We start from the raw sequence: 25620 nt of genomic DNA, 5'->3' as shown, positions 1-25620 counted from the left end.
CTCGCGATCAGCTCTTGGTGATGGGCACGATCGTCATCTCGACACGACGGTTCTGCGCACGCCCCGCTTCCGTATCGTTCGACGCGACCGGACGCGTCTTGCCCGCACCCACGGTCAGCAGACGCTGTTGAGTGATGCCCTGGCCAACGAGGTAGTTCGCCACTGACGCAGCGCGACGCTCCGACAGCTGCTGATTGTATTGATCGCTGCCCGTGCTGTCGGTGTGACCGGCCACTTCGATGACAGTCTTGTTGTACTCCTTCAGCACCATTCCGACGCCGCCGAGCGCGTTATAAAACTGCCCATTCAGATCCGCGCTGTTAGTCGCGAACGTGATGCTGCTCGGCAGGTTCAACGTGATGTTGTCACCGATACGAGTCACGCTCACGCCCGTGCCTTCCAGCTTCTGCCGCAGCTTCGCCTCCTGCACGTCCATGTAATAACCCACGCCACCACCGGCGAGCGCGCCCACGCCTGCACCGATCAGTGCGTTCTGCAACTTGTCGCCTTTCGTCAGCAAGCCCGCCACGGCGCCAGCCGCGGCACCGATGCCCGCGCCCTTGGCCGCTTTGCTGGTTTGCGACTCGCGTGTATACGGATTGACCGTGGTGCAGCCTGCGAGCAGGCAGGACACGACGATGCCGACACCGGCGAGCTTGGAAAAACGATCGACCATAGGTTTCCTCTCCGCTGAATAAAGCGCGCAGCACTATGCACCCGCGCATCAGTCGCGATCAGCCTGGAAAAAACGGACTGAACCGCCACTGAATCCGTGAGTGTCCGCCGCGGCTCGCTGCTGAAGCTAGTAAGGGATTCGCAGTTTTCGATAGATGAAGCTCAACAACCATAGCGGACCGATCATCAAAAACTGAATGTCTTTGAAAAACGACGGTCGCCGCCCTTCGTAGTGATGTCCGATGAACTGACCGACCCACGCCACCGCAAACAACGCGAGGCACACGCTCCACAACGGCCACGGCAGGCTCTGCAAGCCGACGATGGCCAGCGTCACCAGCGCGGCGAATATCGCCATGCCAACCGCGAGCGACCACGACATCACCAGGTAGTACAGCACGCCGGCGAACAGAAACAGCAATCCCCAGTTCAGCAGCGGCGATATCTCTTGCCAGGTGCGCGGCGCCGGCACCGACCACAGCAGTCCGATCAGACTGACGACGATGATGGGCACGCAGACCCAGTGCAACGTCTTGTTGATGGCATTGCGGTGGCTCTCGCCATATTCGTCCAGCCATTGTTCCACGGTGCGCATCGTTCCCCCTTTGCTCATCGTGACTTTTTCTTCGTTGCGGTCGACACGCTACGCCGGTCAGCGGCGACCGACAAGAATTGTAGGCTTGCCGTGCAGTATCGTGCCTGCAAACCGGCGTGGCTGCCGGAAAATCAAGGGTTTCGCGCGTTCGATCGCGCTGTTTCAGGCTGCTGACGACACCACCTGCGCACAAGTGCGCACCAAGTGACTAGCGGTTGCGTGCGCTATTATTGGCCCCGATCAGGAGACCCCACATGTCAGCCAAACCCAAAGCGGCGCCGTCCGCGGCCGCCGAACTCGATCCCGTCGATCTGTACAACGTCCGCGCCATGCTCAGCGATGAAGAGCGGCTGGTGCAGGACTCGGTGGCGAAATTCGTCGACGAGCAGGTCATTCCCATCATGGGCGACTGCTTCGAGCACGAGCGCTTCCCGCGCGAGCTGGTCACCGGCGTTGCAGAGCTGGGCTTGCTGGGCAGCTCCATCCAAGGTTATGGCTGCGCCGGCTTGAATGGCGTGTCGTATGGTTTGATCTGCCAGGAGCTGGAGCGCGGCGACTCGGGCTTGCGCAGCTTTGTTTCCGTGCAATCCAGCCTGTGTATGTATCCGATCTACGCCTTCGGCAGCGAGGAGCAGAAACAACGCTGGCTGCCGAGCATGGCCCAAGGCGAAACCATCGCCTGCTTCGGCCTGACCGAGCCGCACGGTGGCTCCGATCCAGCGAACATGAAGACGCACGCCAAACGCCAGGGCAAAGACTGGGTGTTGAACGGCGCGAAAATGTGGATCACCAACGCGCCGATCGCCGATGTGGCCATCGTGTGGGCGCGCACTGACGAAGGCATCCGCGGCTTCCTGGTCGAGAAAGACTTCAAGGGTTTCACCACGGCCACGATCAAACACAAGATGAGCTTGCGCGCCTCGCTGACGGGCAGCTTGTTCTTCGACAACGTGGTGGTGCCGGAAGCAAACGTGCTGCCCGACGTGGTTGGTTTGAAAGGCCCGCTGTCGTGTTTGACTCAGGCGCGCTACGGCATCTGCTGGGGCGTGACCGGCGCAGCACAGGCGTGCTTGAAAGACGTCATCGATTATTCGAAGACGCGCATCCTGTTCGGCAAGCCGCTCGCGGCGACGCAAGCGATCCAGATTCGCCTGGCGGAGATGGCAAGAAAGATCACGACCTCGCAGATGCTGTCACTGCAGCTCGGACGTTTGAAAGATCAAGGCATCATGCAGCCGACGCAAGTGTCCGTCGCGAAGTGGCACAACTCGCGGGCGGCGATTGAAGTGGCTCGGGATGCGCGTGACATTTTGGGTGGAGCTGGTATTAGCGTTGAATACTCGCCGATTCGTCATGCGCTGAATTTGGAGAGCGTGATTACATACGAGGGCACGGAGACGGTTCATCAGTTGACCGTTGGTCGTGCTTTGACGGGGATCAGCGCGTTCTAACTATGCGTTGACGCCGAGGCCAGAGTTAAGAGGGGCTCGGCGGTCCGCGGCGCCGGGAGTGTCTTAGCTCCTTCCGGCATCGGGCACGGCCGGAGCGCATTGCGCTCCTCACCGCACGTCCATGATGAGCCCTGCTGTTGCGGCCCCGTCCATGTGCCGCAAAGCTGCCGGAAGGAGCTAAGACACTCCCGACGCCGCCGAAACGTCACAGCGGCGTCGCGCGTGACTCTTCTCCCACCCCCAACCGTTGATTGTGAATTTGGGGCTGATCCTTGTCGCGACGACAGTTGCGGCCGCGCTAGAGCGCGGCCGCTCCGGTGAACTCACATCAGTTCGTTCGGGGCGGTGGCTGTCGGGGGTCTCGGGAAGTTCGCAAGCACGGTGACTCTAAGCCCGCCGCCATTCGAGCAAACCGTTGCACGCTGGCGGTACCTCTGCTGACGCGCGTTGCAGCTCGCAGCGCGTTAGCGCGTTCAGGGCGAGCGACACCGCCGGTGAAACGGCCACTGCCCAAATCATGCGGCAGCCATCAAACGCAAAGCCCACCAACAGTGAAGACGCTCGCGAGTTTCCCGAGACCCCCGACAGCCACCGCCGAGCCACCAACGCTCTCATCCGGCAAGCTCCACCGACACTCGCCCTAAACAAACAATTCACAAATCCACGCTAAACGAAGCTGACGACCGAAACATCTCCTCCTCCGCAACCGCGTGCGCAATCCGGGCGCGGGGCGGCGAGACACGCTCGCCCAAGCGTGAGGAAGCGTCCCAGCAAACGATCAGCACTACCAGCGATAACCAAGCCCAAGCCTGCTCACGACGCTGACGATCGCGGGCCAGCGCCTTGAAGCTGGGCGCGTGACCGTGCATCCAATGGCGGGGCTGTTCGGGCGCAGGCTGCTGCGGCAACGAGCCGGCGCGGACGCGGGGGTTGGCGGGAAGCTGTCGGTCGATCATGGCGGTTCTCCAACGCCGGTGATGCTCGGCGTTGGGGCTATTACCGCTCCTCAGGGCGGACGCATGATCGCTGTCAGAGGGCGTGCCGCGGGCAGATTGTGATTAATTATGGCCAGGGAGCCCCGGGGCCGGGGCGGCGGTACACTGGGCGCCATGAAGAAAGTCATTGCCATCGTCGAAGACGAACCTGCGATCCGCGACAACTATGCCGCTGCGTTTCAGCGCAATGGCTATGCCGTGCGCACCTACGGCTCGCGCAAGGAAGCCATCGAGGCATTCCGCGCTCGCTTGCCGGACCTGGCCGTCATCGATGTCGGTCTGAAGGAGGAGCCCGAAGGGGGCTTCGAGTTGTGTCGCGAGTTGCGCTCGATGTCGGCGGAGTTGCCGATCATCTTTCTGACCGCTCGTGACAGTGAGCTCGATGCCGTGTCCGGACTGCGTCTGGGCGCCGACGATTATCTGACCAAGGATCTCTCGCTCACGCACCTGATCGCGCGCGTGACCGCCCTCTTCCGCCGCATCGATGCGCTGACTCAACCGTCGAATCGTGACCAGGTGATCTCGCGGGGCGCGCTGATGATCGATGCCGCTCGCTTGCACGCCACCTGGAATGACCAGCCGCTCGGCCTGACGCTCACCGAGTTCTGGATCGTGCATGCGCTGGCCAAGAATCCCGGCCACGTGAAGAATCGGCAACAGCTGATGGATGCCGCCAACGTCGTGCTCGACGACAACACTATTACCTCGCACATCAAACGCATTCGCCGCAAGTTCCAGGCCATCGAGCCGTCCTTCGATAACATCGAGACCATGTACGGCATGGGTTATCGCTGGAAGGAAGCCTGACGCGACCGCCCGGATGTCTCTTCGTACCAAGCTGCTGCTGCTGAGTCTGTTGACGCTGATCCTGCCGTGGGCCGGCTGGAAATATGCGCAGCAGATGGAAAACACGCTGCGCAGTGGCCAGGAAGCGGCGCTGCTGACAACCGCCGATGTGCTGGGCCGCGTAGTGGCCAGCGAGCCTGAGTTGCTGTATCGCACCGGCGACCTGCGCGACACGTTCGATCCGAATCGCGGCGATTTGTTTGCTCCGCTGCTGCTGACGCAGCCGCTCATCGATGGCTTCGCGGATGAATGGCCCGAGCCGACGCGCCCCGTGCCTGGCTTTGGCAGCACTCAGCCGAACGCGCCACTGCTTCGACTCGGCGTGCACGGTCGCTTCCTGCACATGTACGCAGAAGTCAAAACAACACGCCGCGCCTACGAAACGCCGACCGACAATGAGACTGTCCCGGTCCGGGGCGCCGATCGCCTGATCATTCTGACGCGCGACGAATTCAGTCGCGAACGCGCGTGGTCCATCAGCGCATTGGCACCCGGCCCCATCATCGTGCGCCCTTGTGACATCGGCTCTCCCTGGCGCCCGCATTCCGAAGACATGCCATACATCACCGGCGTGTGGCGTGAAACATCGACGGGCTACGCAGTCGAACTACGCGGACCGCAGAATTTATTTGGCACCCAGTTGGCGGTGTACGCGCTCGACAAAGACAACGCGACCATTGCTGGCACGCGCGGGCTCGCGTGGGTCCACACCGGATCGGAAGCATTGAAGCAGCGACTGGAGCAGTACGCACCCGATGGCGTTCGCGTGTCGGTCGTCGACGTGAATGGCTGGCTGCTTGCGCGCGCGGGGGCGGTCACGGTGAATACATCATCGACCTATCCTGGCCTGCAAACGGACGAGTACGGCTTCATGCGCTCGATGTATCGCGGGTTGTTTCCGAGCAGCTCGGTGAAACCTCAGCCGTATGGCTTGCCATATGGAATGTGGGGTCCGCCGGTCGATGCAGCTCGCGCTGGCAAGAACGCCGCGATCTGGTTCGATCAGGCGAGTGGCGAACCTTCCTTGGTGCGTGCCGCCGTGCCGGTGCGTTATGGCGATGAGTTGTTGGGCGCGCTAGTGGTCGAACAGCCGGGCGAGCAGCTCGTGCTGGTCCGCGAGTTGGCACTCACTCGTCTGCTGAATATCACATTGGTCGCGACGCTGTTCTCAGTCATCGTGACGCTGGTGTTCGCCGCGCGCCTCTCGCATCGCATTCGCCGACTGAGCCGTGCCGCGAGAACTGCGTTGACGGCGGAAGGTCGGATCGAGCACAGCATCCCCGGCACGGAAGCAAGAGACGAGCTTGGCGCACTCGCTCGCAGTTATGACACGCTGCTCGGCCGCGTGAAGGAATACACGATCTATTTGCAAACGCTCGGCACCAAGCTGTCGCACGAGCTGCGCACGCCATTGACCATTGTCAGTTCCTCGCTGGACAACCTCGTCTCCGAAGAGACCTTGCCGCCGAATGCGCAGAGCTATGTGGATCGGGCCCGCAGCGGGACGAACCGCATGCATGCGATCCTGACCGCGTTGAGCGAGGCGACGCGCGTGGAGCAAAGCATCGAGCACACCGATCGCGTGCGTTTCGATCTGAGCGAACTGGTGCGCAATATGGGCCAGGCCTATCGCCAGAGCTTCGTGCAGCATCGCATCGAGACCCACGTCCCTGGCGAGTCATGCATGATCGACGGCTCGCCCGACTTGATTGCGCAGCTGCTCGACAAGCTGATGGACAACGCCAGCGACTTCACGCCGGCCGGCAAGCGGATCACCCTGGCACTGGACGTCGGGCCGCGCGAGTACCGACTCAGCGTCAGTAACGAAGGTCCGCCCCTGCCTCCCCATCTGGACGGTCGATTGTTCGAGTCGCTGGTCAGCAGCCGCGGCAGCTCCGATGGCAAACCCCATCTCGGGCTCGGCCTCTATATCGTGCGCCTGATCGCCGACTTCCACGGTAGTGGCGTCACCGCAACGAACTTGCCCGACCAGCAGGGCGTCAGCATCGCCCTGGAGATTCCAAGGACTTAGCCAAAGCCGCGCGTAGTCTGGTGACTACGATGGCGCATCGGCGTCGAGATTCCTTACAGGCCTCGTGCAAGCCTCCCCAAATAGTAGTTGCGTTAGCGCGACGATTAGTACTAAGTTCCTGTCCCAGCACGCACCGCAAGCCGAACGGCATGTGGCTTGCTTGGATAGGTCCAGCGCTGCTACCGGGAACGGAGCAGTGAAGTGGCAGAGAAGCGGGGATGGCACCGCGAGGGGAGTGGGAGCGAATCACAAGCGACAGGGATGCGCAGCCTTCCGTCCTGGTAATAATCAGGCGAGGCGGGAGCTAGAAGGGTTGAGCGACAACAGCGACGTTTCCAGATTTAGCCGACGCCACCCAACAACTCGAAGACTCGTCGACTCGGAAACGAAAAGCCCCGCGTATGCGGGGCTTTTTTTTGTTGCCAGCTGGAGGCCGGTCCTGCGCATCCCTGCGCTCCCGCCATTCGGGCATCCTGCCCAGCACCGCTACTTCTGTTTCCAGTTGCCGTCCTTGTCCTGATAGAACCAACCCGGCGCGGCCTTGCTGGCCCAGCGCTCGGCGAAGGTGGTGCGGATGTCCGCTTCCCATTCCGGATGGCCGTTGGCGGTCGCGATCTCACGGTACAAGTTGGCGCGATCGGCATTCTCATCGGCGACCAGCTTGCGCGTGGCATTGCGCTCCGGCAGCGGCACCAGATTCTGATCGCGCACTTCCACCAGGCCATCGCGGGTGAGACCGACAGCGCCGGAGTCGTAGTACTTCTTCAGGCGCGCATGGCGCTCTTCCATCGATTGGGTCAGCTGCCGAACCGCCGGCGTCGCGACGTTCAGGTCGGCCTGTGCCGCTTCAGCGGCGGGCACCAGCAGATTCAATACGGAATGCGCAGCTGCCAGCAGCAGGTCGCCGGACTGAGCGGGCAGCGCCGAGCGCTGGTCGCCCTTCTTGGCGGGCTGGCCGCTCGACCCCCACACGTCGTCGATGATCTTGTCAGCCGCCTTTTCGGCCGCGGCAGCTGGAAAATAAACATTGATGGTGACGCACGCGGCGACCATCAGGCACGCGGCCAGGCACAACAACGTGGCAAATTTGTAAGAGACGGAACGCATCAGAAGCTCCTTGGGACTCGAACGCGATTACAGTCGGCTGCTGGCAAGCCGTCAACAGAGTTAGCAAAGCGACGCCTCGCTCATTGCATCACCGGCCCTCCAGACTGGGTCGCCGCCAGCAATTGCTCCACCAGGCGCGGCCAGTCGACGCGACGCGAGCTGCCGATGACATCGATTCGCGGCAGCCCCCTGCCCTTCACCAGGTAGTAATTGCCATTGGGCGCCGGTGCCACGCCGTCCATGACACACACTTCGTTATGCAACCGGCAGGAAATGCCCAGTCGGTCATAGTTGAAGTCCTCGAAGAAGCGCAGGAAGCCGCTCGACAGCGCCGCAGTCACGCCAGCACTGCCGCCACCCATACTGCCAATGTTCTCCACCGCGCGCTGGCTGATGCGATGGCGGGATCGATCGTTGCGTGGCGTGTAGAGCTGCGCGTCGAATGCGACTGGCGTCCAGTTGAACAGCTGCAGTCCATTGATCGCGCCCGACAGCCGGCCGGTGATGCGCCCGAAAGAGAACGCGCTGGTCATCGGCTCGAGGTCCAGATTATTGAGCGCGATGCTCGAATAGAACCGCGGCCACTGACCGAACGGCTGCTCCAGGCGCAGATCGCTGATCGTGACTTCGCCGTTGAATACCTGCGCGTGCAGTGTCGTGCCGAGCGTGATGATGCCTTCGCGCATGCGTAGCTTTGAAATCGCGCCACCAACGCTTCCACCGAACTCCGGCCAACCGAAGGCGTTGCACAGTTTCTGCACGCTGATCGGCTGCAGCGTCGCGTCGACCAAAAACGCCACCGAAGGCAGACCGGCATTGCGGACACGGAACGTTTCCAGATCGATAGAGCCATCGAGCAGAGGAATGCGCGCGGGCTGCGTGAGCCGGAACTGTCGCCCCTGAGTCGTGAAGTTCAGCTCGCTCGCGCCCAGGTCCAGTCCCAGCAGCGCGCCGCCCTGCCACTTCAATTGCGATTGCGCGACCTGCAGCGTGCGGCTGGCCGGAGCTTCGTCCTCTTCAGAATCGTCGCCGCTCTCTTCCCCGAGCCAGTGCCAGTCGCCGCTCAGCGTCGACAGATTCAGATTGCCCGCGCCATCATCGACAGTAAGATCGTTGAAGCGCAGATCGATGCGACGGGGCTCGCCGTCGGTCATCGACAGCTTGCCGCCGATGCTGCCGGCGGTCTGCATCGACTTGAAGCTCGTGTCGAGGAGCAGCGGCTGCAAGTAGCTCTCATACGCGCCGGGGAATTGCAGCGCAGTCAGCTCGACATTGAGATCGCGCACGGGCTGTTCCAGATCCAGTTCCAATCGGCCGCTGCCAGATGCTTGCGCGACATCCGCATGATCCAGCGCGAAACGATCGAACGTCAGCGACTTGCCCTCGCTCAGCTTGCCCTGCGCTTGCAGCGACATCGCATGCGCCGACAGGTCGACGAAGATCGGCTGCGCGAATGCCTGCCCTTGTGACGATTTGACCGCGACATCGAACGTCCACTGCTGCGCCGAGCCTCGCACGCTCGCCTCCACCTGCAAGGACAACTTGTCGCTGGCCAGACTGCCCTCCTCATTGTTGGCCGTCAGTTCGTGCACGGAGCCGGTGACTTTCGCCTCGCTGAGATTTGTTTGCTTGCCGCGCGCCGAGATGTCGAGATCGATGAGCCCGGTGGCCGCCAGCCCCGCGGGCAGCGGTGCTTTGAGATCCGCGGCGAGCTTCATCAGTCGCTCGATGGGCACCTGCTGCAGATGAGCTTTCGCATTCCAGCCTGCATCGCGGAGCGCGCCCTGTAAGGCGACGCGCCCGTCATCGACGCGCAAGCCCTGTATTGCCACGTCGAGCGAGCCGTCGGCCCGTCCATATTTCAAGTTTGCATCGAGCGACTGTTTGCCCAACGCCGGCCAATCCGCGAGCACCCGCGCTTTGGGACACGCAATGACGTCGCCGCTCAGATCCAGCGACGGACATTCGATCTGAACATCGGTGAGTGTTTGCGAGAACGCGGTAACGTTCAGCTTGCCCACTCGCGCGCGGACCAGCGCATTGTTCTCGGGTAATCCCAGGTCGACGACCACGTCGCTCGCGCTCCAGCCGTCACCGTCGATGCGCTCGATGTGTAAGGTCACATCGTCCACCGCGCGCACGGCTGTTGTGAGCACGACGCCACCGACCACCGCGACTATCGCAGCAAGATTGCGAGCACGAACGCGTGTCGGTCGCTGCGATTGTTGTAAGCCGGAGACGCTCGTCATCGGCGGCATCATGACGAGCCCGCGCGGGCCCGCCAAGCCGGGCTCCGGGTGAATTCGCACATAGACAAATTGACAACGTTGTCACGGCTGTGGAATTCTGTTTGGTCAGAACAGCGATCCAACGGGGGCAAACAATGATCGACGCATGCGCGCACGCCGAGCTTCGTCGCGCCATAGTGGCAACACTGCTGGCCGTGACTGTGGCGGGATGCTCGAAGCAGGAAGCAACGACGGGCGAGACTCAGCCCAGTCGCATCACCACCGCGTCCAATGTGCATCCGGAAATCTGGCCTCAAGTTTCGCTGCCCGCATTGGATGACACCGCGCTCGAACCACGCCTGAACGATCTGCTGAGCTCGCTCAGTGTGGAAGAGAAGGTCGGCCAGATCATCCAAGCGGACGTCGGCAGCGTCACCGCCGAGGACGTGCGTAAGTATCGGCTCGGCTCGGTGCTCAATGGCGGCAACTCCGCGCCCGGCGGCGATGACCTCGCGCCGCCGAGGGTGTGGCTCGCCGCTGCGGACGCGTTCTACGAAGCATCGATGGACACGCGCGACGGCAAGCATGCCATTCCGATCATGTGGGGCGTCGATGCGGTTCATGGCCACAACAACATCATTGGCGCGACGTTGTTCCCTCATAACGTCGCACTCGGCGCGACTCGCAATGCCGACCTGATGCGCAAGATCGGCGCGATCACGGCGACCGAGCTGCGCGTCACCGGGCAGGAATGGACGTTCGCCCCGACCATCGCCGTCGCACAGGACGTGCGCTGGGGCCGGGCGTACGAGTCATACTCGGAAAATCCGATGCTGGTGCGCGAGTACGCGCACGCCATCGTGCTGGGATTGCAAGGCGATCCAGGCAAGCCGGACTTCCTGCGCGGTGGCAATCACGTCATCGCCACGGCCAAACATTTCCTCGCCGACGGCGGCACGTTCGAAGGCCGCGATCAAGGCGACGCCCGCATCACCGAAGAACAGCTGCGCGATTTGCATGCGCCCGGCTATGTCGCCGCGATCGGCGCTGGCGTGCAGGTCGTGATGGCGTCTTTCTCCAGCTGGCAGGGCAAGAAGATTACCGGTCACGAGGGCCTGCTGACCGATGTGCTCAAGGAGCGCATGGGCTTCGACGGGTTCGTTGTCGGCGACTGGAATGCGCACGGCCAGGTCGAGGGCTGCACGACGGTGAGCTGTCCCGCCGCCGTCAACGCCGGCCTCGATATGTTCATGGCGCCCGATAGCTGGAAAGGGCTCTATGAAAATACGTTGGCTCAGGTCCGCGCCGGCGAAATTCCGATGGCCCGACTCGACGACGCCGTGCGGCGCATTCTTCTCGTGAAGCTGCGTGCCGGCCTGTTCGAAGCGGGCAAGCCGTCGAGCCGCCCGTCCGGTGGCAAGTTCGAGCTGCTCGGCGCACCCGAGCATCGCGCAGTCGCCAGACAAGCAGTGCGCGAGTCGCTGGTGCTGCTGAAGAACGCCAACAAGGTGTTGCCGCTCAAGCCCAACATGAAAGTGCTGGTGGCCGGCGACGGCGCGGACAATCTGCCGAAACAAAACGGCGGCTGGACGCTGACCTGGCAAGGCACCGGCATCACCAACAAACAATTCCCCAAGGCCGAATCCATCTTTGCGGGCATCCGCTCCGCAGTGACGGCGGGCGGCGGCCAGGCGACCCTGAGCGTGGACGGCAGCTACACGCGTAAGCCAGACGTCGCCGTCGTCGTGTTCGGCGAGGATCCGTACGCGGAATTCCAGGGCGATGTAGCGACTCTGCAATACAAGCCTGGCGACACCAAGGATCTCGAGCTGCTGAAGAAGCTGCGTGCCGAGGAAATTCCGGTGATCGCGCTGTTCCTGTCGGGCCGCCCGATGTGGGTGAACCCCTATTTGAACGCGTCGGATGCGTTCGTCGCGGCGTGGCTGCCCGGCTCGGAAGGCGGCGGTATCGCGGACGTGCTGTTCGCCAAGAAAGATGGCTCGGTGAACTACGATTTCAAAGGCAAGCTGCCGTTTGCGTGGCCGCGCAGCCCGCTGAAACTCAACAGCGAAGGCGCACCCGAAGCCCCGCTGTTCGATTACGGCTACGGCCTGACCTATCAGGACACCTCCGACTTTCCCCTGCTGTCCGAAGCAATCCCGGCTACACCTGCGGGCCAGACCTCGACTCACAGCTATTTCGCCGCTGGCCGCCCGGCCGCGGGGTGGCAGCTCGCAGTCGGCAATGGCGACGCAGCTAGAACCGTATTGGCCACGGCGAGCGGCAACTCACAAGACGATGCGCTGAGCGTCAGCGCCCTGGATCATGCCGCTCAGGAAGATGCCCGGCTGGCGAAGTGGTCGGGCCGCAGCCCCGCCACCTTCGCTCTGCAGGGCGACGCTCCGATCGACCTGCAACGCGAGGCCAACGGCCAGCTGTCGGTGACCTTCGAGTACCGCGTCGACACGCCGCCGACCGGCAAAGTCACGCTTGGCATTGAATGCGGACCGGGTTGTCGTGGAGACTTGCCCATCGACGCGCAGCTGAAACAGGCGCCGGGGGGAGAATGGCGCCAGCTGAAAATGCCGTTGCACTGTTTTCAGAGCAAAGGCGCCGACCTGCGCAATGTCACCGCGCCGTTCCTGCTGACCACTGCTGGCAAGCTCGAGCTCGGCATCGCCAACGTACGGCTGGAGTCGGGCCTGAACGACATCGCCGGCTGCGAATGAGTTATTTGTTATAAGTGTCCGCAATGATCAAAGCACCGCCCCGCCGGGCGAAAATCCAAGACGTGGCCGAAGCAGCCGGCGTCGCCATAAAAACCGTTTCGCGGGTGTTGAACAATGAGCCCAACGTGCGCGAGGAAACTCGTCAGCGAGTGCTCGCCATCGTCAAGAAACTCAACTATCACCCGAGCCTGTCGGCGCGCAGCCTGGCGGGCCGACGCTCGTTCCTGATCGGGCTGATCTACGAGAATCCCAGCGCCAACTACATCGTCGATGTACAACACGGCGCCATGGCCCGCTGCCGTGAGGACCGCTTCCAGCTGCTCATGCATCAGGTCACGGGCCGCGGCGAAGAAATGGAGCGTGACGTGCTCGGGCTGGTCGACCAGACCCATCTCGACGGCTTGATCGTGACCGCGCCGCTGAGCGAGTCCGTGGATCTGATGCGAGCTCTGGACCGGCGCGCCCTGCCCTTCGTTCGAGTCGCCCCGAACGATGTGCCACATCAAACGCCGTACGTGGACATGGACGATGCCGGCGCCGCGCGCGAAATGACTGAATATCTGATCGGGCTCGGTCACCGCCGCATCGGCTTCATCATCGGCCATCCGGATCATTTCGCCAGCGGTCAGCGGCTGCTCGGTTACAAGGCGGCGCTCGAAGCGCACGGCATCGAGTATCACGATCGGTTCGTGCGCCAGGGCTACTTCGTCTTCGAGTCGGGCATGGACGCTGCCAAAGAGTTACTCACACAGCCGGATGCGCCCACCGCCATCTTCGCAAGTAACGACGACATGGCCGCCGGCGTGCTGATGGCCGCGCACGAGCTGGGCATCAATGTTCCTGAACGCCTGTCGGTGGCGGGATTCGACGACACCTACATCGCGAAAACCGTTTGGCCGCGGCTCACGACCGTGCATCAGCCCACTTACGACCTCGCCTACACCGCGACCAACCTGCTCTTGCAAATGCTACAAACAGGAAGCGCTCCACAATCCATGCGGTTGGGGTATCGTCTGGTGTGCCGCGCTTCGACGGCCGTCGTTCACAAATGACAGGATGACTCGCACCGCCGCGTCTCCCGCTCGTGCACGAATATTGTTGTTGCTGGCGGTGACGCTCGGCGTCTCCGCCTGCACCAACTTTTTCTATAACCGGCTGGACACCCTGGCCGCCTGGTACATCCAGGATCTGGTGTCGCTCGACAAGAGTCAGCGCGGCGATCTGCGCTCGTGGCTGGAAAGCACGCTGCAATGGCATCGCAGCTCTGAGCTGGTGCGTTACGCGAAATTTTTACGCGAGCTGGCGGGGACCGCCGCGCATCCGGGCAACGCCTCGACATACAAAGGCATCGAAGCGCAGGTGGAGCAGTTCGGCTCGCGCCTGGTCGAGCAAGCCGCACCCGACGCCGCGCGGCTATTGATGAGCCTGTCGGCCGAGCAACTCACCGAATTCGAAAACAACCTCGCCCAGAAGTCCCGCGAGCGCAACGAGGAGGAGCTCAAGGCGCTCGCCGCCGGCAAGTGGCACGAGAAGCGCGCCCAGGACATCGAGAAACAATTGAAGCGCTGGACCGGCTCGGTCACCAAGGAACAGCGCCTGTTGATCGCCGAGCAAAGTAAACGCTTCGACTCCACCACCTCCGACTGGCTCGAGAGTCAGACACGCTGGCGCAAGGCGATGTTCGACGCGCTCCGTGAACGCTTCACCGCAGGTCAGTCGCCGGCCGCAGTCGAGGAGCGTATTCTCGCGCTGCTGCGCACGCCGGAAAGCCAGTGGACTCGCGCTTATCAGACCAAGGCCGCGCAGAATCGCGAGCAATCGCTCGTGGTCCTGGGCGCCATCGACACATCACTGACTCCGGAGCAACGCAGCCATCTGCAACGCGAGCTGACCCAACTGGCACAACGGCTCGAAGCGATGATCCAAAGCTGATTGAAAACATTCAAAGGAGCTGCCATGAGTCGCGCCCTGTTGCTGGCCGTTTCCGTTTCATTGCTGACTGTCGCGGGCTGCAAGAAAGCGCCGCCACCCGTACAACCTCCTGCCGAGCAAGCCGCGCCCGCTGCGACCACGTCCGAGCTGTCGGCCGAGGACAAGGCTGCGATCCATGCGTCCATCGGCAGTATCGATCGCCTGCCCGGCGATACGGATGAGGACTCGTGGCGCAAGCCGAGCGAGGTATTGACGTTCCTCGAAGTGAAGCCGGGCATGGAAGTGGTCGATTACTTGTCCGCCGGCGGCTACTACACCGAGCTGCTGGCGCGCATCGTCGGCCCGGATGGTCAGGTGATCGCTTATAACAATCCCGAGTATCTGAAATTCTCGGGCGAGAAGCCGGCGCAGCGCTACGGCAACGATCGCCTGGCAAACGTCGTGCAGCTCACCATGCCGCCCGAGGAAGCGCCGTTCGAGCCGAACACTCTCGACGCTGCCTTGTTCGTGATGTCGTATCACGATCTGCACTGGAAAGCGAAGGACGGCTCGTGGCCGAACACCGATCCGGCGCAGGCGCTCGCCAAACTCGTTCCGGCGTTGAAGCCGGGCGCGTCAGTCGTCGTAGTGGACCACGTCGCTGCCGCAGGCGCGGATCCGGCCACCAGCGTCGACGCACTTCATCGCATCGACCCCGCCATCATCAAGCGTGACTTCGAAGCAGCGGGCCTGACTTTCGAAGCCGACAGCAAGGCGTTCGCCAATGCCGAAGACGATCACACCAAGCCCGTGTTCGATCCAGCAGTTCGACACAAGACGGATCAGGTGATGTATCGGTTCAGGAAGGCGCTCTGAGCGCAACCTTGGGTTTACAACTTTGCAAACACCGGGTCAGTCGCCTGACCCGGTGCCCTCTAAGGATTACCTCAAGGCTTCGCGTTCAACTGGCAGTTGAGAGTGGGCGGCGGCGGCGGGCCGCCTCCTCCCGACGAACTCGCAATAGTGAGAGTGAGCGTAAACGCGCCGGGATTGGTCATCATTAGCTGCATCCAGCTGAAGCACTGACTCTGCAGAGGCAGGGTCAGTGTGGTAGGGACGGTATCGTTGACCAGGACACCAGTGATGCTATTGCCGCTGTGCGTGAGATTGGTGACGCTGTCGAACTCATACGTCCCATCGGCCAGCGCGCCCGCGGACATCGCCAATAGGGCAGCAGCCGCCACCCACTTCTTTCTCATCATGATCAGCACTCCGTTGTTGAATCAGTTTCGAGATGCGCCGTTTGCTACGGCCGGTGGATCTAACAGCAGCCTTCTCTACGTCAACAAGCAGGCAAAACACTGAAACGTCGTTGCTAGTCCGCCGCACGCTTGAATGCTTGCGCGAGTTCCTGTTGTTTGCGCGGCGGCACCGGATCGTAATGACTCAGCTCCATGGTGTACGCACCTTCACCGCCGGTGAGCGATTTGATGCGTGACTGGTAGTCGTTGATTTCGGCAAGCGGGACCAATGCACTGATGCGCGTACGCTGATTGGCCAACGCCTGACTGCCACTCACCCGACCGCGACGAGTCGCGAGATCACCAGTGATATCTCCCGTCGCGGTGCTCGGCGAGGTGACTTCGACGCGCACCAGCGGCTCGAGCACGATCGGCGCCGCTTCCTCGACCGCATTTAGAAACGCGCGACGACCGGCCGCGATGAATGCCACTTCCTTCGAATCCACCGGGTGATGCTTGCCATCATGAACGATCACGCGGATGTCTTGCAGCGGAAAGCCAGCGACCGCGCCTTCACTCAACGCCTGGCGCACTCCTTTCTCCACCGCAGGAATGTATTGCGATGGAATGACACCACCCACGACCTCGTCGACGAACTCGAACCCCTCGCCGCGCGGCAATGGCTCAACGCGCAAATACACCTCGCCGAATTGCCCCGCGCCGCCGGTTTGTTTCTTGTGACGATGATGACCTTCCGCAGGCCGCGTGATGGTCTCTCGATAAGGAATGCTCGGTGACTTGGTCTTGCATCCGACGCCATAGCGTTCCTTCATGCGATCGAGCAGCACGCGCAGGTGCAGATCGCCCATGCCGTACAGCACGGTCTCATTCATGCCGGCCTGATGCTCGATACGCACGCCCGGATCTTCGGCGACGAGCTTATGCAATGCGTCCGACAACCTTTGTTCCTCGCCGCGGCGCTCGGGCTCGATGGCAATGCCCGCCATCGCGGGCGGCAGGGTGATGGACTTCAGGTGATAGTGATCCTCGTCGTGCGAGTCATGCAGCACGGCATCGAATTGCATCTCTTCGACTTTCGGCACGGCGCAGATATCGCCCGGAATCGCCTGCGCCACCTCGACATGATCCTTGCCTTGCAGACGATATAAATGCGCGACCTTGAATGGCTTGCGCGCGTCGCCGACGAACAGCTGCGCCCCCGACCGCACGGTGCCTTGATGAACACGAAAGATGCCGAGCCGGCCGACGAACGGATCGATGTTCACCTTGAAGACGTGCGCGATCACGTGTTCATTCGGATCCGGCCGCACTTTGACACGCACGGCATGCGCGTCTTCGCCACGAAGAAAGGGCGGCGGATTGCCCTCCAGAGGATTGGGCATGAGTCGCGCGAAGATCTGCAGCAGTTCTTTGATGCCAACCCCGGTCTCGGCCGAGGTGAAACAAACCGGCACGAGGTGCCCCTCGCGCAGCGCGCGCTCAAAAGGGTCGTGCAGCTGCTCCGGGGACAACTCCTCGCCCTGTTCCAGATACAGCGCCATCAGATCCTCGTCGACCTCGACCACCTGGTCGATGATCTCGGTATGCGCGGTCTCAACCGAGGAAAAGTCCGGCGGCTGGATGGCGTCGGGCCCGGGATCGAAGAAGCAGTCCACCACCGCGTTGCCGCCCTGGGCGGGCAGGTTCAGCGGCAGGCATTCGCGCCCGAACAATTCGCGCAGCTGCGCCAGCACCGCTTCGGGCTGCGCGTCCTTGGCGTCGATCTTGTTGATGATGACCAGCCGGCACAGCTCGCGATCCCGGGCAAAATCCATCATCCGCTGAGTGACCGGCTCGACCCCGTTCACGGCGCTGACCACGACCGCGGCGGTCTCGACCGCTTCCAGCACCGTCAAAGCGCGGCCGGCGAAATCCGGGTAGCCCGGTGTATCGAACAGTTGAATGTGACAGTCCGAGACCGGGAAATGCACCAGCGTGGCGTCCAGCGAGTGGCGCAGCTGCTTTTCCTGCGGGTCGAAGTCACAAACGGTGGTGCCGCGCTCCAGGCTGCCGCGGTTGCGGATGACGCCCGCCTCCAGCAGCAGGCTCTCGGTCAGCAGGGTTTTACCCGAGCCCGCCTGGCCGACCAGCGCGATGTTGCGAATGTCCGAGGTCGAATGAGCCCCTGAGATTGCCATGGGGGTATCACCTCCACGACCACGGCTGCGTGGCCGTCTTGCGTCGCTTTACCGGAGATCGAGCCCCAGCATACTCCTCAACCGGGCATTAAGAAGCTTCGAGCCTATTGGAGCTGTCGCGCCCTACGCTTAACCTACACACCTTGAACTAACTACCCACTCACCTGCTTCCTCATGAGCAAGCGCGCCCTGATCGTCGACGATTCGCGTTCCGCGCGCGTCATATTGAGCCGCATGCTGGAAGGCTATGGTCTGGAAGTGGATTCCTCCGAGTCGGCCGAAGCGGCCCTGGAGTTCCTGCGTCAGGGCCGTCCGGACGTGATCTTTATGGATCACCTCATGCCCGGCATGGACGGCTTTCAGGCGATCCAGGCCATCAAGGGCAATCCGGAGACGGCCACCATTCCCGTCATCATGTACACCTCGCAGGAAGGCGAGCTGTACGTCAGCCAGGCCCGCGCGCTCGGCGCCGTTGGCGTGTTGCCGAAGACCGTGAAGCATTCCGACGTGTCGCGGGTGCTGTACCAGCTGCGATTGCTACCCGAACGTCGCGAACCGCGCCCAGTAGCGACGGTTGCTCACCAGGAAGATTCGACCGCTGTGCAGGTTGAGCCGGCCCGCCCCAGCGGCGGCGATGTCGAAACCATGATTCGCAATGCTGTCGCGCCGCTGCTCAAGGAGCAAAGCGCGGAGATGCGGCGCTTCGTGTTAGCCAGTCTGGAGGCTTTCGCGCGCCGCATCGCGCCCGAAAGCAAGCCGCCCACAGTCCCTGCCGCAACTGCGAGCACCACACCGGAGCAGCCGCCGCAGCCGACCGAGGTGCAGACTCAAACCATCGTCGTGCGGCAAAGCCGCTGGCCGTTGGTGGCGGGAGTCGGAGCCATCGCGCTGATTCCAGCGCTGGTGCTGGCGCTGTTCTATACCAAAGAGCTCGAGACCTCGAAGGCGCTGCGCAGCGCGGTCACGACACTGCAATCGACCATCGATGGCCAGCAGGCACAGCTGACGACGCTGCAGACGAGCATTCAGTCGGGTCAGCTGGTCGCGGCCGCCGCAACCAAGCCCGACAATGTGACCGCCGAAGCCGTTCCTTATGGCGAGGCGCCGCTGTCCGGTGCCAGGCTGGAGCGGCTGCGCGACATGCTGGGCCAGCTGCGCGCCAATGGCTTCAAAGGCAAAGTGAAGATCGCGACCTTCGTCGGCGAGTTCTGTCTCACCGGCAATGGCATCGAGGGCTACTCCATGGCCACCGATGAGCTGCCCGTGAAGCGTTGCGACCTGGTCGGCAACCCGTTCGAGGACAGCCTGCCGAGCGCGCAACGTCAGTCGCTCGCTTTCGCCAATCTGGTCTCCTCGCTGCGCCCGGATGGCGGGTTGACCGTCGAAGTCGCGCACGAAGGCCGGCGCCCGAGCGTGCCTTATCCCACCGCGGATCAGCTCACGCGGGTGACCGCGGGCGAGTGGAATCGAATTGCCGCCCAAAACAATCGGGTGGAATTCGCAACCCAGCCGGCCGGCTCGTGAGTTGAAGCCCTCGTCACGGACGCTATCAGAGGGTTTCATGTCGACGTCGACTCCCTGGCTGCTCTATGGTGCCAATGGCTACACCGGCGAACTGATCGCGCGTGAGGCGGTCGCGCGCGGCATGAAACCCGTGCTCGCCGGGCGCTCCAAACAGAAAATCGCCAGGCTCGCCGCCGAGCTCGATTGCCCCAGCGCCGTGTTCGATCTCGACGATCACACCGCGCTGTGTGCGACGCTCTCACAAGTTGCCGCTGTCCTTCATTGCGCCGGTCCGTTCTCGCAGACCGCGGCGTCGATGATGCAGGGCTGTCTCGCGACTCACGTCCACTATCTGGACATCACGGGCGAGATCGACGTGTTCGAATTGGCCGCGAGCGTGCACGAGAAAGCGCAGCGATCCGGCATCGTGCTGTGTCCGGGCGTCGGCTTCGATGTCGTGCCGACCGATTGCGTGGCCGCCCGCTTGAAAGAGGTGATGCCGGATGCGACCCATCTTGCACTGGGCTTCGACAGCCGCGCCGGTCTGAGCAAAGGCACTGCCAAGACCGCGATCGAGTCGGCGGGCAAGGGATCATGCGTGCGCATCGATGGCCGGTTGGTCACTGAGCGGCTGGCAGCGCGCACCCGTCGCATCGACTTTGGCGCCGGCGAGAAACTCGCTGTCAGCATTCCCTGGGGCGATGTAAGTACGGCGTATTACACGACCGCAATCGGCAACATCGAGGTGTACACCGCGACCTCGCAGAAGTCGGTCGACAGCATGCGGCGCGCCAATCTGCTTCGTCCGCTGCTGCGGCAACGCTGGATCCGGGAACTGGTGAAATTCAGCGCGCAGCGACGCATTACGCCGCCGGGTAAAACCGAACGTGAAAACAACCCCACTCATGTATGGGGCGAAGCGCGCAACGCTGCCGGTGAAGTGAAAACCGCAAGACTGCGCACCGCCAATGGCTACTCGCTGACGGTGCATGCGGCCTTGGGAATTCTGGGCGAAGTGTTAAGCCGTGCTTGCAACCCGGGCTTCACGACCCCAAGCTTCTTGGTTGGCGCCGACTTTGTCAGCACCTTGCCAGGCTCGTCCACGATTCGTATTGACCCATGATCGACTCCGCTGACTTTCCGACTTCCGCTGACCCGCTCGTCGCCAAATTCGCTCCCACTGGCTGGCTCGCCAACGCCCATTTCCAGTCCATCGTACCCAGCCTGAGCCTGCGCCGGCCGTTCGTGGCCGGGCGCGCCAGGCAAATGCTGGCGGTCGCCGATACTCAGATCATCGATTGCGGCGACGGCGTGCGGCTGCTCGGCCACTACTCCAGTCAGGAAGCGGCTGGCCGGCCACCGGCGCGCGACCTCGCGATCCTGTTGCACGGCTGGGAAGGCAGCTCCGACTCCGTGTATGTGCTGTCGCTGGGCAGCCATCTGTTCAATCAGGGCTGTGACATTTTCCGTCTGAACCTGCGCGATCACGGACCCAGCCATCATCTGAACGAGGACATCTTCCATTCGTGCCGGCTCGATGAAGTGGTCGGCGCAGTCCGCAGCGTGCAGAACTCGCTGCCCAACAAGCGCATTACGATCGCGGGCTTCTCGTTGGGTGGCAATTTCGCGCTACGCGTCGCGGCCAAGGCGCCGCAAGCCGGCATCGAGCTGGCGCGCGCCGCGGCCGTGTGCCCGGTACTGAAGCCGCACAGCACGATGGAAGTGCTGGAGAACGGCTGGTTCATCTATCAGCAGTACTTCATCAACAAGTGGAAGCGCTCGCTGCGCCGGAAGCAGCAGTGCTTCCCGAAGCGCTACGACTTCAGCAAGATTCTCCAGCAGCGAACCATTCGCAGCATGACCGAGCTGCTGGTGCGCAATTTCGGCGAGTTCTCCGACCTGGATGCGTATCTCAACGGTTACGCCATCACTGGCGATGCGCTCGCGCAGCTGCAAGTGCCCAGTCACATTCTGATTTCGCTGGATGACCCCATCATCCCGGCGCACGATCTGCAGAACCTGGCGCGCTCGCCGAACCTGCATGTCACAAGCATCCTCAACGGCGGCCACTGCGGCTTCATGGATACGTTCAACGGCGCGAGCTGGGCAGATCGCCAGATCTCCAACATCATGTTCCAGCAGTCGTCGGTGGTTGAGAGGCGCGACGCCGCCTGAATCAAGACGCGCTGTTCTTGAATTCTCGCAGTACCTTTCGGTAAGACGTGGTCGCGACCAGCTTCGCGCCACGCGCCGCCAGCTGCGCCGCCGCTTCGCGGGAGCTCACGTTTTGAATCACCCACCGCCACGGCCCGCGCCACAGTTGCGCGTTGCTGTCAGTGAGCAATTCCTGATCGCATAGCAGATAGTCCGGCACCAGAGCTTCGCTCTTCAGCGCCGAGAGATTGGAATATTCCGAGAGGATCCAGCCAACTCGATATGAAGAAATCTGTCGCGCGTGATGTACGGCCGACAGATCCCGCGACACGAGCACGGATTGGCGCACGATCGGCTTCAACACTTCGCAGATCTTGCGAACGACCACGTCTGCGCCAAACGCTCGCAAGCTGGCCCGCTTGATCTCGACGAACGCGGTCACTGCAGGGTGGGTCGCAATCAGGCTCACTGCCTGCGCGAGCGTCGGCACGCCGATGTCCGTGAACTTTTGCTGGAAGCGCTCCGGCTCGGTCACCGCAACCTCGGCCAGCTGCTGCCCGGTCAGCTCCAGCGCGCTGCGATCCAGACCGGCCATGCGCTTCAGATTGGCATCGTTCAGCAACACCGGCTGCCGATCGGCGCTGAGCTGCACATCGAAGGCCACGTGGCGCGCCCCCAGATCCAACGCCGAGCGCAGCGCCGGCAGAGTATTTTCAGGATATTCGTCGGCGTTGCCGCGTTGAGCAAGCAAATCTGGCAGGGGCGATAACAGTCTGCTGGCACTCATCCGGGCACGCAGTTCCATTGATTCGGCCACTATACTAACCGTAGAACAGGACTCGGTTGGTGCCACGGACCCGCATTGACCGGTCAAGCGTTGGAACAGCTACAAACCTTCCTGGCGCATTCACCTAGGCCTCCCTTCATGAACGGACGCATGGCACGACTGGCGCAGACACTATTGCTGCTCGCAGGGCTACAGGCCTGTGGTGGCGGCTCCAGCAATCAGGACGGCCAGGCGCCGCCACCTGCCGCTGGCCAGTCAGGCCTCGACGCGCGGCCCGCGAATGCTACTTGTACCGCCTGGCCCCGCCCCAGTGCAGGCAGCGATATTTTCCTGAGTCGATTCACCAACCTGTCGTTCACGATGCCGGTCGCGCTGCTGCAGCCGCCGAACGACAGCTCACGCTGGTTCGTGGTTCAGCAAAACGGCCTGGTCCGGCAGTTCAGCGGCACCAACCCGACCAGCGCCAGCACGTTCATCGATATCAGCGGACAAAGCTCCGAAGTGGGCGGCGGCGAGGCCGGACTGTTGGGCATGGCGTTTCATCCCAACTATCCCGCCGACAATCGGGTCTTCCTGGCCTACACGCACGGCACTCCGATCGTGTTGCGCGTCTCGTCATTCAGCAGCAGCGATGGTGGTGCAACGTTGAGCCCGGCGAGCGAGTCCATTCTGCTGAGCATCAACAAGCCGTTCGACAATCACAACGGCGGCAACATCGCATTCGGCCCCGACGGCTATTTGTATATCGGCGTCGGCGACGGCGGCGGCGGCGGCGATCGGCATGGCGATCGCGGCAATGGCCAGCGACTCACGACCATGCTGGGCAAAATGTTACGCATCGATGTGAACGGCGCCGCGCCCTACGCGATCCCGCCGACGAATCCATACGCCAGCAACGCGCTGTGTCCAGCAGCCGGACGCGCCAGCGGCGAATGCCCGGAAATATATGCGTACGGCTTCCGCAATCCGTGGCGCTGGAGTTTCGATCGCGAGAACGGCGATCTGTGGGTCGGCGACGTCGGGCAATCGGAACTGGAAGAGGTAGACCTGGTCACGCTCGGCGGCAACTACGGCTGGCGCTGCCGCGAAGGCGACCATGACTTCAACACTCCAGGCACGCCTGGCTGTAGCACGGCCACTCTCATCGATCCTGTGGCCCAATACGACCACACACTCGGTATCGCGGTCACCGGCGGCTATGTGTATCGCGGCTCGCAAAACACCGGCCTGCTGGGACGATATTTGTTCGGCGATTTCGGCTCGGGTCGCATCTGGGCCTGGATTGCCGAGAATGCCACGCGACCGCGTGAGCCGACGCAATTGCTCGACACCAACTTCGCGATTGCTTCATTCGGCCAGGGCAACGATGGCGAGCTGTATGCGGTCGACTACGGCGGCACTCTGCAACGAATCGATTTCGCGACGGTGGTCGGCACCAACCCCGCGCCGCGACAGCTGAGCGCCACCGGCTGCGTCAGCTCGGCCGATCCGAAGCAGCCTGCCACGGGCCTCATTCCTTATGCCATCAATGCCCAGTTCTGGTCGGACGGTGCAGATAAGGACCGCTGGATCGCGCTGCCCGACGGCCAGCGCATATCTACTGGAAACGACGGCGATTGGAGCTTCCCGAACGGCACGGTGCTGATGAAGAACTTCCGCATCGGCACGCGCCTGATCGAGACGCGTTTGTTCATGCGCCATCCCGACGGCGTGTGGGGCGGTTTCAGCTATGAATGGAACGCGGAGCAGACCCAGGCAACCCTGCTGGAAGGCGGCGCTGTGCGCGATCTCGGCGGCGGCCGCAGCTGGATGTTTCCGAGCGAGGGGCAATGTCTCGACTGCCACACGCAGGCTGCGGGCCGCTCGTTAGGATTGGAAACGGCGCAGCTCAATCGTTCGTTGACGTATCCGCAGACCAATCGCTCGGCGAATGAGCTGACGACGCTGAGCCACATCGGCGTGCTGACGCCCACCATTGCCGATCCATCGACTCAGCCCGCACTGCCCGATCCCTTGGGCACCACTGGCACGATCTCCGACCGCGCGCGAGCCTATCTGCACACCAACTGCTCGCAGTGCCACCGACCCGGCTCAACCGCGCCGACCAACCTCGACTTCCGCTACACGACCCCGTTGATCGCGACCAACGCCTGCAACGCCGTCCCTCAAGCCGGCGATGTTGGACTGGGATCGAATGCGCGCGTGATTGCGCCGGGCAGCTCGGCCAATTCGGTGCTGGTCAATCGCATGAACCGCCGTGATTCGGCGGCCATGCCGCCATTGGCATCGCTCACGGCCGACGCCGCGGGCGTGTCGCTGGTCTCGCAGTGGATCGACAGCCTGTCGAGCTGCCAGTAGCAACCTTATTGAGCCGGCTCGCCGCGCTTCTCTTCGAAGTGCACGACCGGCTTGCCGCTGGTCACAGCCATGTCGCCTTCGATGATGGCGCCCTTGGCGACCGCGATGGAGCGCGCCCTCAACGAGCCCTTGATGCGAGCGGTGGCGCGCAGCTCCAACTTCTCCGCAATGGTCACCGAGCCTTCGACCTCGCCCGCGATGACCGCATTGCCGGCGCGAATCTCGCCTTCCCAACGACCGCCCTCGGAAAGCGTCAGCGCGCCGTGCACATCTCCATCGCCGTGCACATTGCCGCCGACCACCAGGTCGCTGGCGCATTCCAGGTTACCGGTAAAACGCGAGCCCGAGCCGATGAACGTCGGGCTGCTGGACACACGATCGGCAAGGCGGCGGCGGGGGGAATCGGCCATGAACATCTCCAACAAAGCGAGCGCGGATTATTCACCGTCGCCCTGACACTAGCCACGTGAGGTTGCAGTCGGCGAATGGCGTCAGTCCGTGACGCAAGTCACCGAAGCGGTCCGAAGCTGACACTTCGCGTCAGCCGCGAGGGCTGAATGACTGTCATACGGACATTTATAAGTGACTGATTCGTCAGCTGGCTAGTACATCATGGAATTTTTACAGCTGCTGGCACAGCGGTTGCAACGATCAGCTGGCATTTATGCGCTGAACCTCCAAGCAAGCTCGAACGAGCCCTTGAGTTCGAACTCACGCCGCCACGCGTTCTTCCCCGCTGGCGGCGTTTTTTTTGACTCAGTACCGCAGCACCCGGCGCGCCCGGGGATCGTTATCATGCCGGCTTCATCA

The 25620-nt window shown here is 62.6% G+C and carries 20 protein-coding genes; 11 read left to right on the top strand and 9 right to left on the bottom strand.

Annotation, left to right across the window (positions count from 1 at the left end):
* Window positions 1–7: 7 nt before the first annotated feature.
* Both D0550_RS36330 and D0550_RS09040 read right to left on the bottom strand, forming a co-directional pair.
* Entirely contained in the window at window positions 8–676 is a 669-nt protein-coding gene (locus D0550_RS36330) for a YiaD family glycine zipper/OmpA-like lipoprotein (RefSeq protein ID WP_116808796.1), read from the bottom strand.
* A 126-nt stretch (window positions 677–802) separates the two neighbouring features.
* The gene (locus D0550_RS09040) at window positions 803–1270 is read right to left on the bottom strand and encodes an Mpo1 family 2-hydroxy fatty acid dioxygenase (protein ID WP_116808795.1); all 468 of its coding nucleotides are present in this window, start codon (window positions 1268–1270) and stop codon (window positions 803–805) included.
* A 254-nt stretch (window positions 1271–1524) separates the two neighbouring features.
* On the opposite strand from D0550_RS09040, the gene D0550_RS09035 reads away from it, so the two are divergent.
* Window positions 1525–2721 (top strand): acyl-CoA dehydrogenase family protein, encoded by a 1197-nt coding sequence (locus D0550_RS09035; protein ID WP_116808794.1) that lies wholly within the window; start codon window positions 1525–1527, stop codon window positions 2719–2721.
* A gap of 653 nt (window positions 2722–3374) precedes the next feature.
* On the opposite strand, the gene D0550_RS09030 is transcribed toward D0550_RS09035, so the two are convergent.
* Window positions 3375–3677, bottom strand: a complete 303-nt coding sequence (locus D0550_RS09030) for a hypothetical protein (RefSeq protein WP_116808793.1) — start codon at window positions 3675–3677, stop codon at window positions 3375–3377.
* A gap of 153 nt (window positions 3678–3830) precedes the next feature.
* Between D0550_RS09030 and pdsR the strand changes: the two genes are divergently transcribed.
* Window positions 3831–4523 carry a proteobacterial dedicated sortase system response regulator gene (gene pdsR / locus D0550_RS09025; RefSeq protein WP_116808861.1) on the top strand — a complete coding sequence of 231 codons (693 nt, stop codon included), beginning with the start codon at window positions 3831–3833 and terminating at the stop codon, window positions 4521–4523.
* A gap of 13 nt (window positions 4524–4536) precedes the next feature.
* Complete coding sequence (locus D0550_RS09020; RefSeq protein WP_116808792.1) at window positions 4537–6594, top strand: ATP-binding protein; 2058 nt, start codon at window positions 4537–4539, stop codon at window positions 6592–6594.
* Between the two features lie 486 nt (window positions 6595–7080).
* Here the strand turns inward: D0550_RS09020 and D0550_RS09015 are convergent, their stop codons facing one another.
* Window positions 7081–7701 carry a YdbL family probable chaperone protein gene (locus D0550_RS09015; protein WP_116808791.1) on the bottom strand — a complete coding sequence of 207 codons (621 nt, stop codon included), beginning with the start codon at window positions 7699–7701 and terminating at the stop codon, window positions 7081–7083.
* Between the two features lie 80 nt (window positions 7702–7781).
* Window positions 7782–9950, bottom strand: coding sequence for an intermembrane phospholipid transport YdbH family protein (locus D0550_RS09010; RefSeq protein ID WP_153067099.1), 2169 nt, complete (start codon window positions 9948–9950; stop codon window positions 7782–7784).
* Window positions 9951–10084: 134 nt separating this feature from the next.
* On the opposite strand from D0550_RS09010, the gene D0550_RS09005 reads away from it, so the two are divergent.
* Genes D0550_RS09005 through D0550_RS08990 form a run of 4 tightly spaced genes read left to right on the top strand, consistent with a single transcriptional unit; the run spans window position 10085 to window position 15445 of the window.
* Window positions 10085–12658 carry a glycoside hydrolase family 3 protein gene (locus tag D0550_RS09005; RefSeq protein WP_116808789.1) on the top strand — a complete coding sequence of 858 codons (2574 nt, stop codon included), beginning with the start codon at window positions 10085–10087 and terminating at the stop codon, window positions 12656–12658.
* Window positions 12659–12681: 23 nt separating this feature from the next.
* On the top strand, window positions 12682–13710 hold the full coding sequence (locus D0550_RS09000) for a LacI family DNA-binding transcriptional regulator (RefSeq protein ID WP_116808788.1): 1029 nt from the start codon (window positions 12682–12684) through the stop codon (window positions 13708–13710).
* A 4-nt stretch (window positions 13711–13714) separates the two neighbouring features.
* Window positions 13715–14590, top strand: a complete 876-nt coding sequence (locus D0550_RS08995) for a DUF6279 family lipoprotein (RefSeq protein WP_116808787.1) — start codon at window positions 13715–13717, stop codon at window positions 14588–14590.
* A 24-nt stretch (window positions 14591–14614) separates the two neighbouring features.
* Window positions 14615–15445, top strand: coding sequence for a class I SAM-dependent methyltransferase (locus D0550_RS08990; protein WP_116808786.1), 831 nt, complete (start codon window positions 14615–14617; stop codon window positions 15443–15445).
* A 71-nt stretch (window positions 15446–15516) separates the two neighbouring features.
* Here D0550_RS08990 and D0550_RS08985 read toward each other — a convergent pair whose 3' ends face one another.
* Both D0550_RS08985 and fusA read right to left on the bottom strand, forming a co-directional pair.
* Complete coding sequence (locus tag D0550_RS08985; protein ID WP_153067098.1) at window positions 15517–15831, bottom strand: hypothetical protein; 315 nt, start codon at window positions 15829–15831, stop codon at window positions 15517–15519.
* A 113-nt stretch (window positions 15832–15944) separates the two neighbouring features.
* The gene (fusA, locus tag D0550_RS08980; protein WP_116808784.1) at window positions 15945–18008 is read right to left on the bottom strand and encodes an elongation factor G; all 2064 of its coding nucleotides are present in this window, start codon (window positions 18006–18008) and stop codon (window positions 15945–15947) included.
* A 174-nt stretch (window positions 18009–18182) separates the two neighbouring features.
* Between fusA and D0550_RS08975 the strand changes: the two genes are divergently transcribed.
* From D0550_RS08975 to D0550_RS08965, 3 genes are read left to right on the top strand one after another with little or no spacing between them, the layout of a single operon-like run.
* Entirely contained in the window at window positions 18183–19532 is a 1350-nt protein-coding gene (locus tag D0550_RS08975) for a response regulator (protein WP_116808783.1), read from the top strand.
* A 37-nt stretch (window positions 19533–19569) separates the two neighbouring features.
* Window positions 19570–20634, top strand: a complete 1065-nt coding sequence (locus D0550_RS08970; RefSeq protein ID WP_116808782.1) for a saccharopine dehydrogenase family protein — start codon at window positions 19570–19572, stop codon at window positions 20632–20634.
* Window positions 20631–21686, top strand: a complete 1056-nt coding sequence (locus D0550_RS08965; RefSeq protein WP_116808781.1) for a YheT family hydrolase — start codon at window positions 20631–20633, stop codon at window positions 21684–21686. Before D0550_RS08970 ends, D0550_RS08965 begins: the two co-directional genes overlap by 4 nt.
* A gap of 1 nt (window position 21687) precedes the next feature.
* Here the strand turns inward: D0550_RS08965 and D0550_RS08960 are convergent, their stop codons facing one another.
* Complete coding sequence (locus D0550_RS08960) at window positions 21688–22452, bottom strand: glycerophosphodiester phosphodiesterase family protein (protein WP_161965724.1); 765 nt, start codon at window positions 22450–22452, stop codon at window positions 21688–21690.
* 150 nt (window positions 22453–22602) lie between these two features.
* On the opposite strand from D0550_RS08960, the gene D0550_RS08955 reads away from it, so the two are divergent.
* The gene (locus D0550_RS08955) at window positions 22603–24810 is read left to right on the top strand and encodes a PQQ-dependent sugar dehydrogenase (protein WP_161965723.1); all 2208 of its coding nucleotides are present in this window, start codon (window positions 22603–22605) and stop codon (window positions 24808–24810) included.
* 5 nt (window positions 24811–24815) lie between these two features.
* On the opposite strand, the gene D0550_RS08950 is transcribed toward D0550_RS08955, so the two are convergent.
* Window positions 24816–25220 carry a bactofilin family protein gene (locus D0550_RS08950; protein ID WP_161965722.1) on the bottom strand — a complete coding sequence of 135 codons (405 nt, stop codon included), beginning with the start codon at window positions 25218–25220 and terminating at the stop codon, window positions 24816–24818.
* Between the last annotated feature and the right edge of the window lie 400 nt (window positions 25221–25620).

The organism is Steroidobacter cummioxidans (assembly GCF_003104955.1).
This window is presented reverse-complemented; position numbering and strand designations above follow the sequence as displayed.

Coding starts and splice junctions, on each gene's coding strand:
- pdsR (WP_116808861.1), top strand. CDS start 3,831: ATGAAGAAAGTCATTGCCATCGTCGAAGACGAACCTGCGATCCGCGAC.
- D0550_RS09030 (WP_116808793.1), bottom strand. CDS start 3,677: ATGATCGACCGACAGCTTCCCGCCAACCCCCGCGTCCGCGCCGGCTCG.
- D0550_RS36330 (WP_116808796.1), bottom strand. CDS start 676: ATGGTCGATCGTTTTTCCAAGCTCGCCGGTGTCGGCATCGTCGTGTCC.
- D0550_RS09005 (WP_116808789.1), top strand. CDS start 10,085: ATGATCGACGCATGCGCGCACGCCGAGCTTCGTCGCGCCATAGTGGCA.
- D0550_RS08965 (WP_116808781.1), top strand. CDS start 20,631: ATGATCGACTCCGCTGACTTTCCGACTTCCGCTGACCCGCTCGTCGCC.
- D0550_RS08970 (WP_116808782.1), top strand. CDS start 19,570: ATGTCGACGTCGACTCCCTGGCTGCTCTATGGTGCCAATGGCTACACC.
- D0550_RS08950 (WP_161965722.1), bottom strand. CDS start 25,220: ATGGCCGATTCCCCCCGCCGCCGCCTTGCCGATCGTGTGTCCAGCAGC.
- D0550_RS09020 (WP_116808792.1), top strand. CDS start 4,537: ATGTCTCTTCGTACCAAGCTGCTGCTGCTGAGTCTGTTGACGCTGATC.
- D0550_RS09010 (WP_153067099.1), bottom strand. CDS start 9,950: ATGACGAGCGTCTCCGGCTTACAACAATCGCAGCGACCGACACGCGTT.
- D0550_RS09000 (WP_116808788.1), top strand. CDS start 12,682: ATGATCAAAGCACCGCCCCGCCGGGCGAAAATCCAAGACGTGGCCGAA.
- D0550_RS08990 (WP_116808786.1), top strand. CDS start 14,615: ATGAGTCGCGCCCTGTTGCTGGCCGTTTCCGTTTCATTGCTGACTGTC.
- D0550_RS09040 (WP_116808795.1), bottom strand. CDS start 1,270: ATGCGCACCGTGGAACAATGGCTGGACGAATATGGCGAGAGCCACCGC.
- D0550_RS09015 (WP_116808791.1), bottom strand. CDS start 7,701: ATGCGTTCCGTCTCTTACAAATTTGCCACGTTGTTGTGCCTGGCCGCG.
- D0550_RS08955 (WP_161965723.1), top strand. CDS start 22,603: ATGGCACGACTGGCGCAGACACTATTGCTGCTCGCAGGGCTACAGGCC.
- D0550_RS08995 (WP_116808787.1), top strand. CDS start 13,715: ATGACTCGCACCGCCGCGTCTCCCGCTCGTGCACGAATATTGTTGTTG.
- D0550_RS08985 (WP_153067098.1), bottom strand. CDS start 15,831: ATGATGAGAAAGAAGTGGGTGGCGGCTGCTGCCCTATTGGCGATGTCC.
- D0550_RS08975 (WP_116808783.1), top strand. CDS start 18,183: ATGAGCAAGCGCGCCCTGATCGTCGACGATTCGCGTTCCGCGCGCGTC.
- fusA (WP_116808784.1), bottom strand. CDS start 18,008: ATGGCAATCTCAGGGGCTCATTCGACCTCGGACATTCGCAACATCGCG.
- D0550_RS09035 (WP_116808794.1), top strand. CDS start 1,525: ATGTCAGCCAAACCCAAAGCGGCGCCGTCCGCGGCCGCCGAACTCGAT.
- D0550_RS08960 (WP_161965724.1), bottom strand. CDS start 22,452: ATGAGTGCCAGCAGACTGTTATCGCCCCTGCCAGATTTGCTTGCTCAA.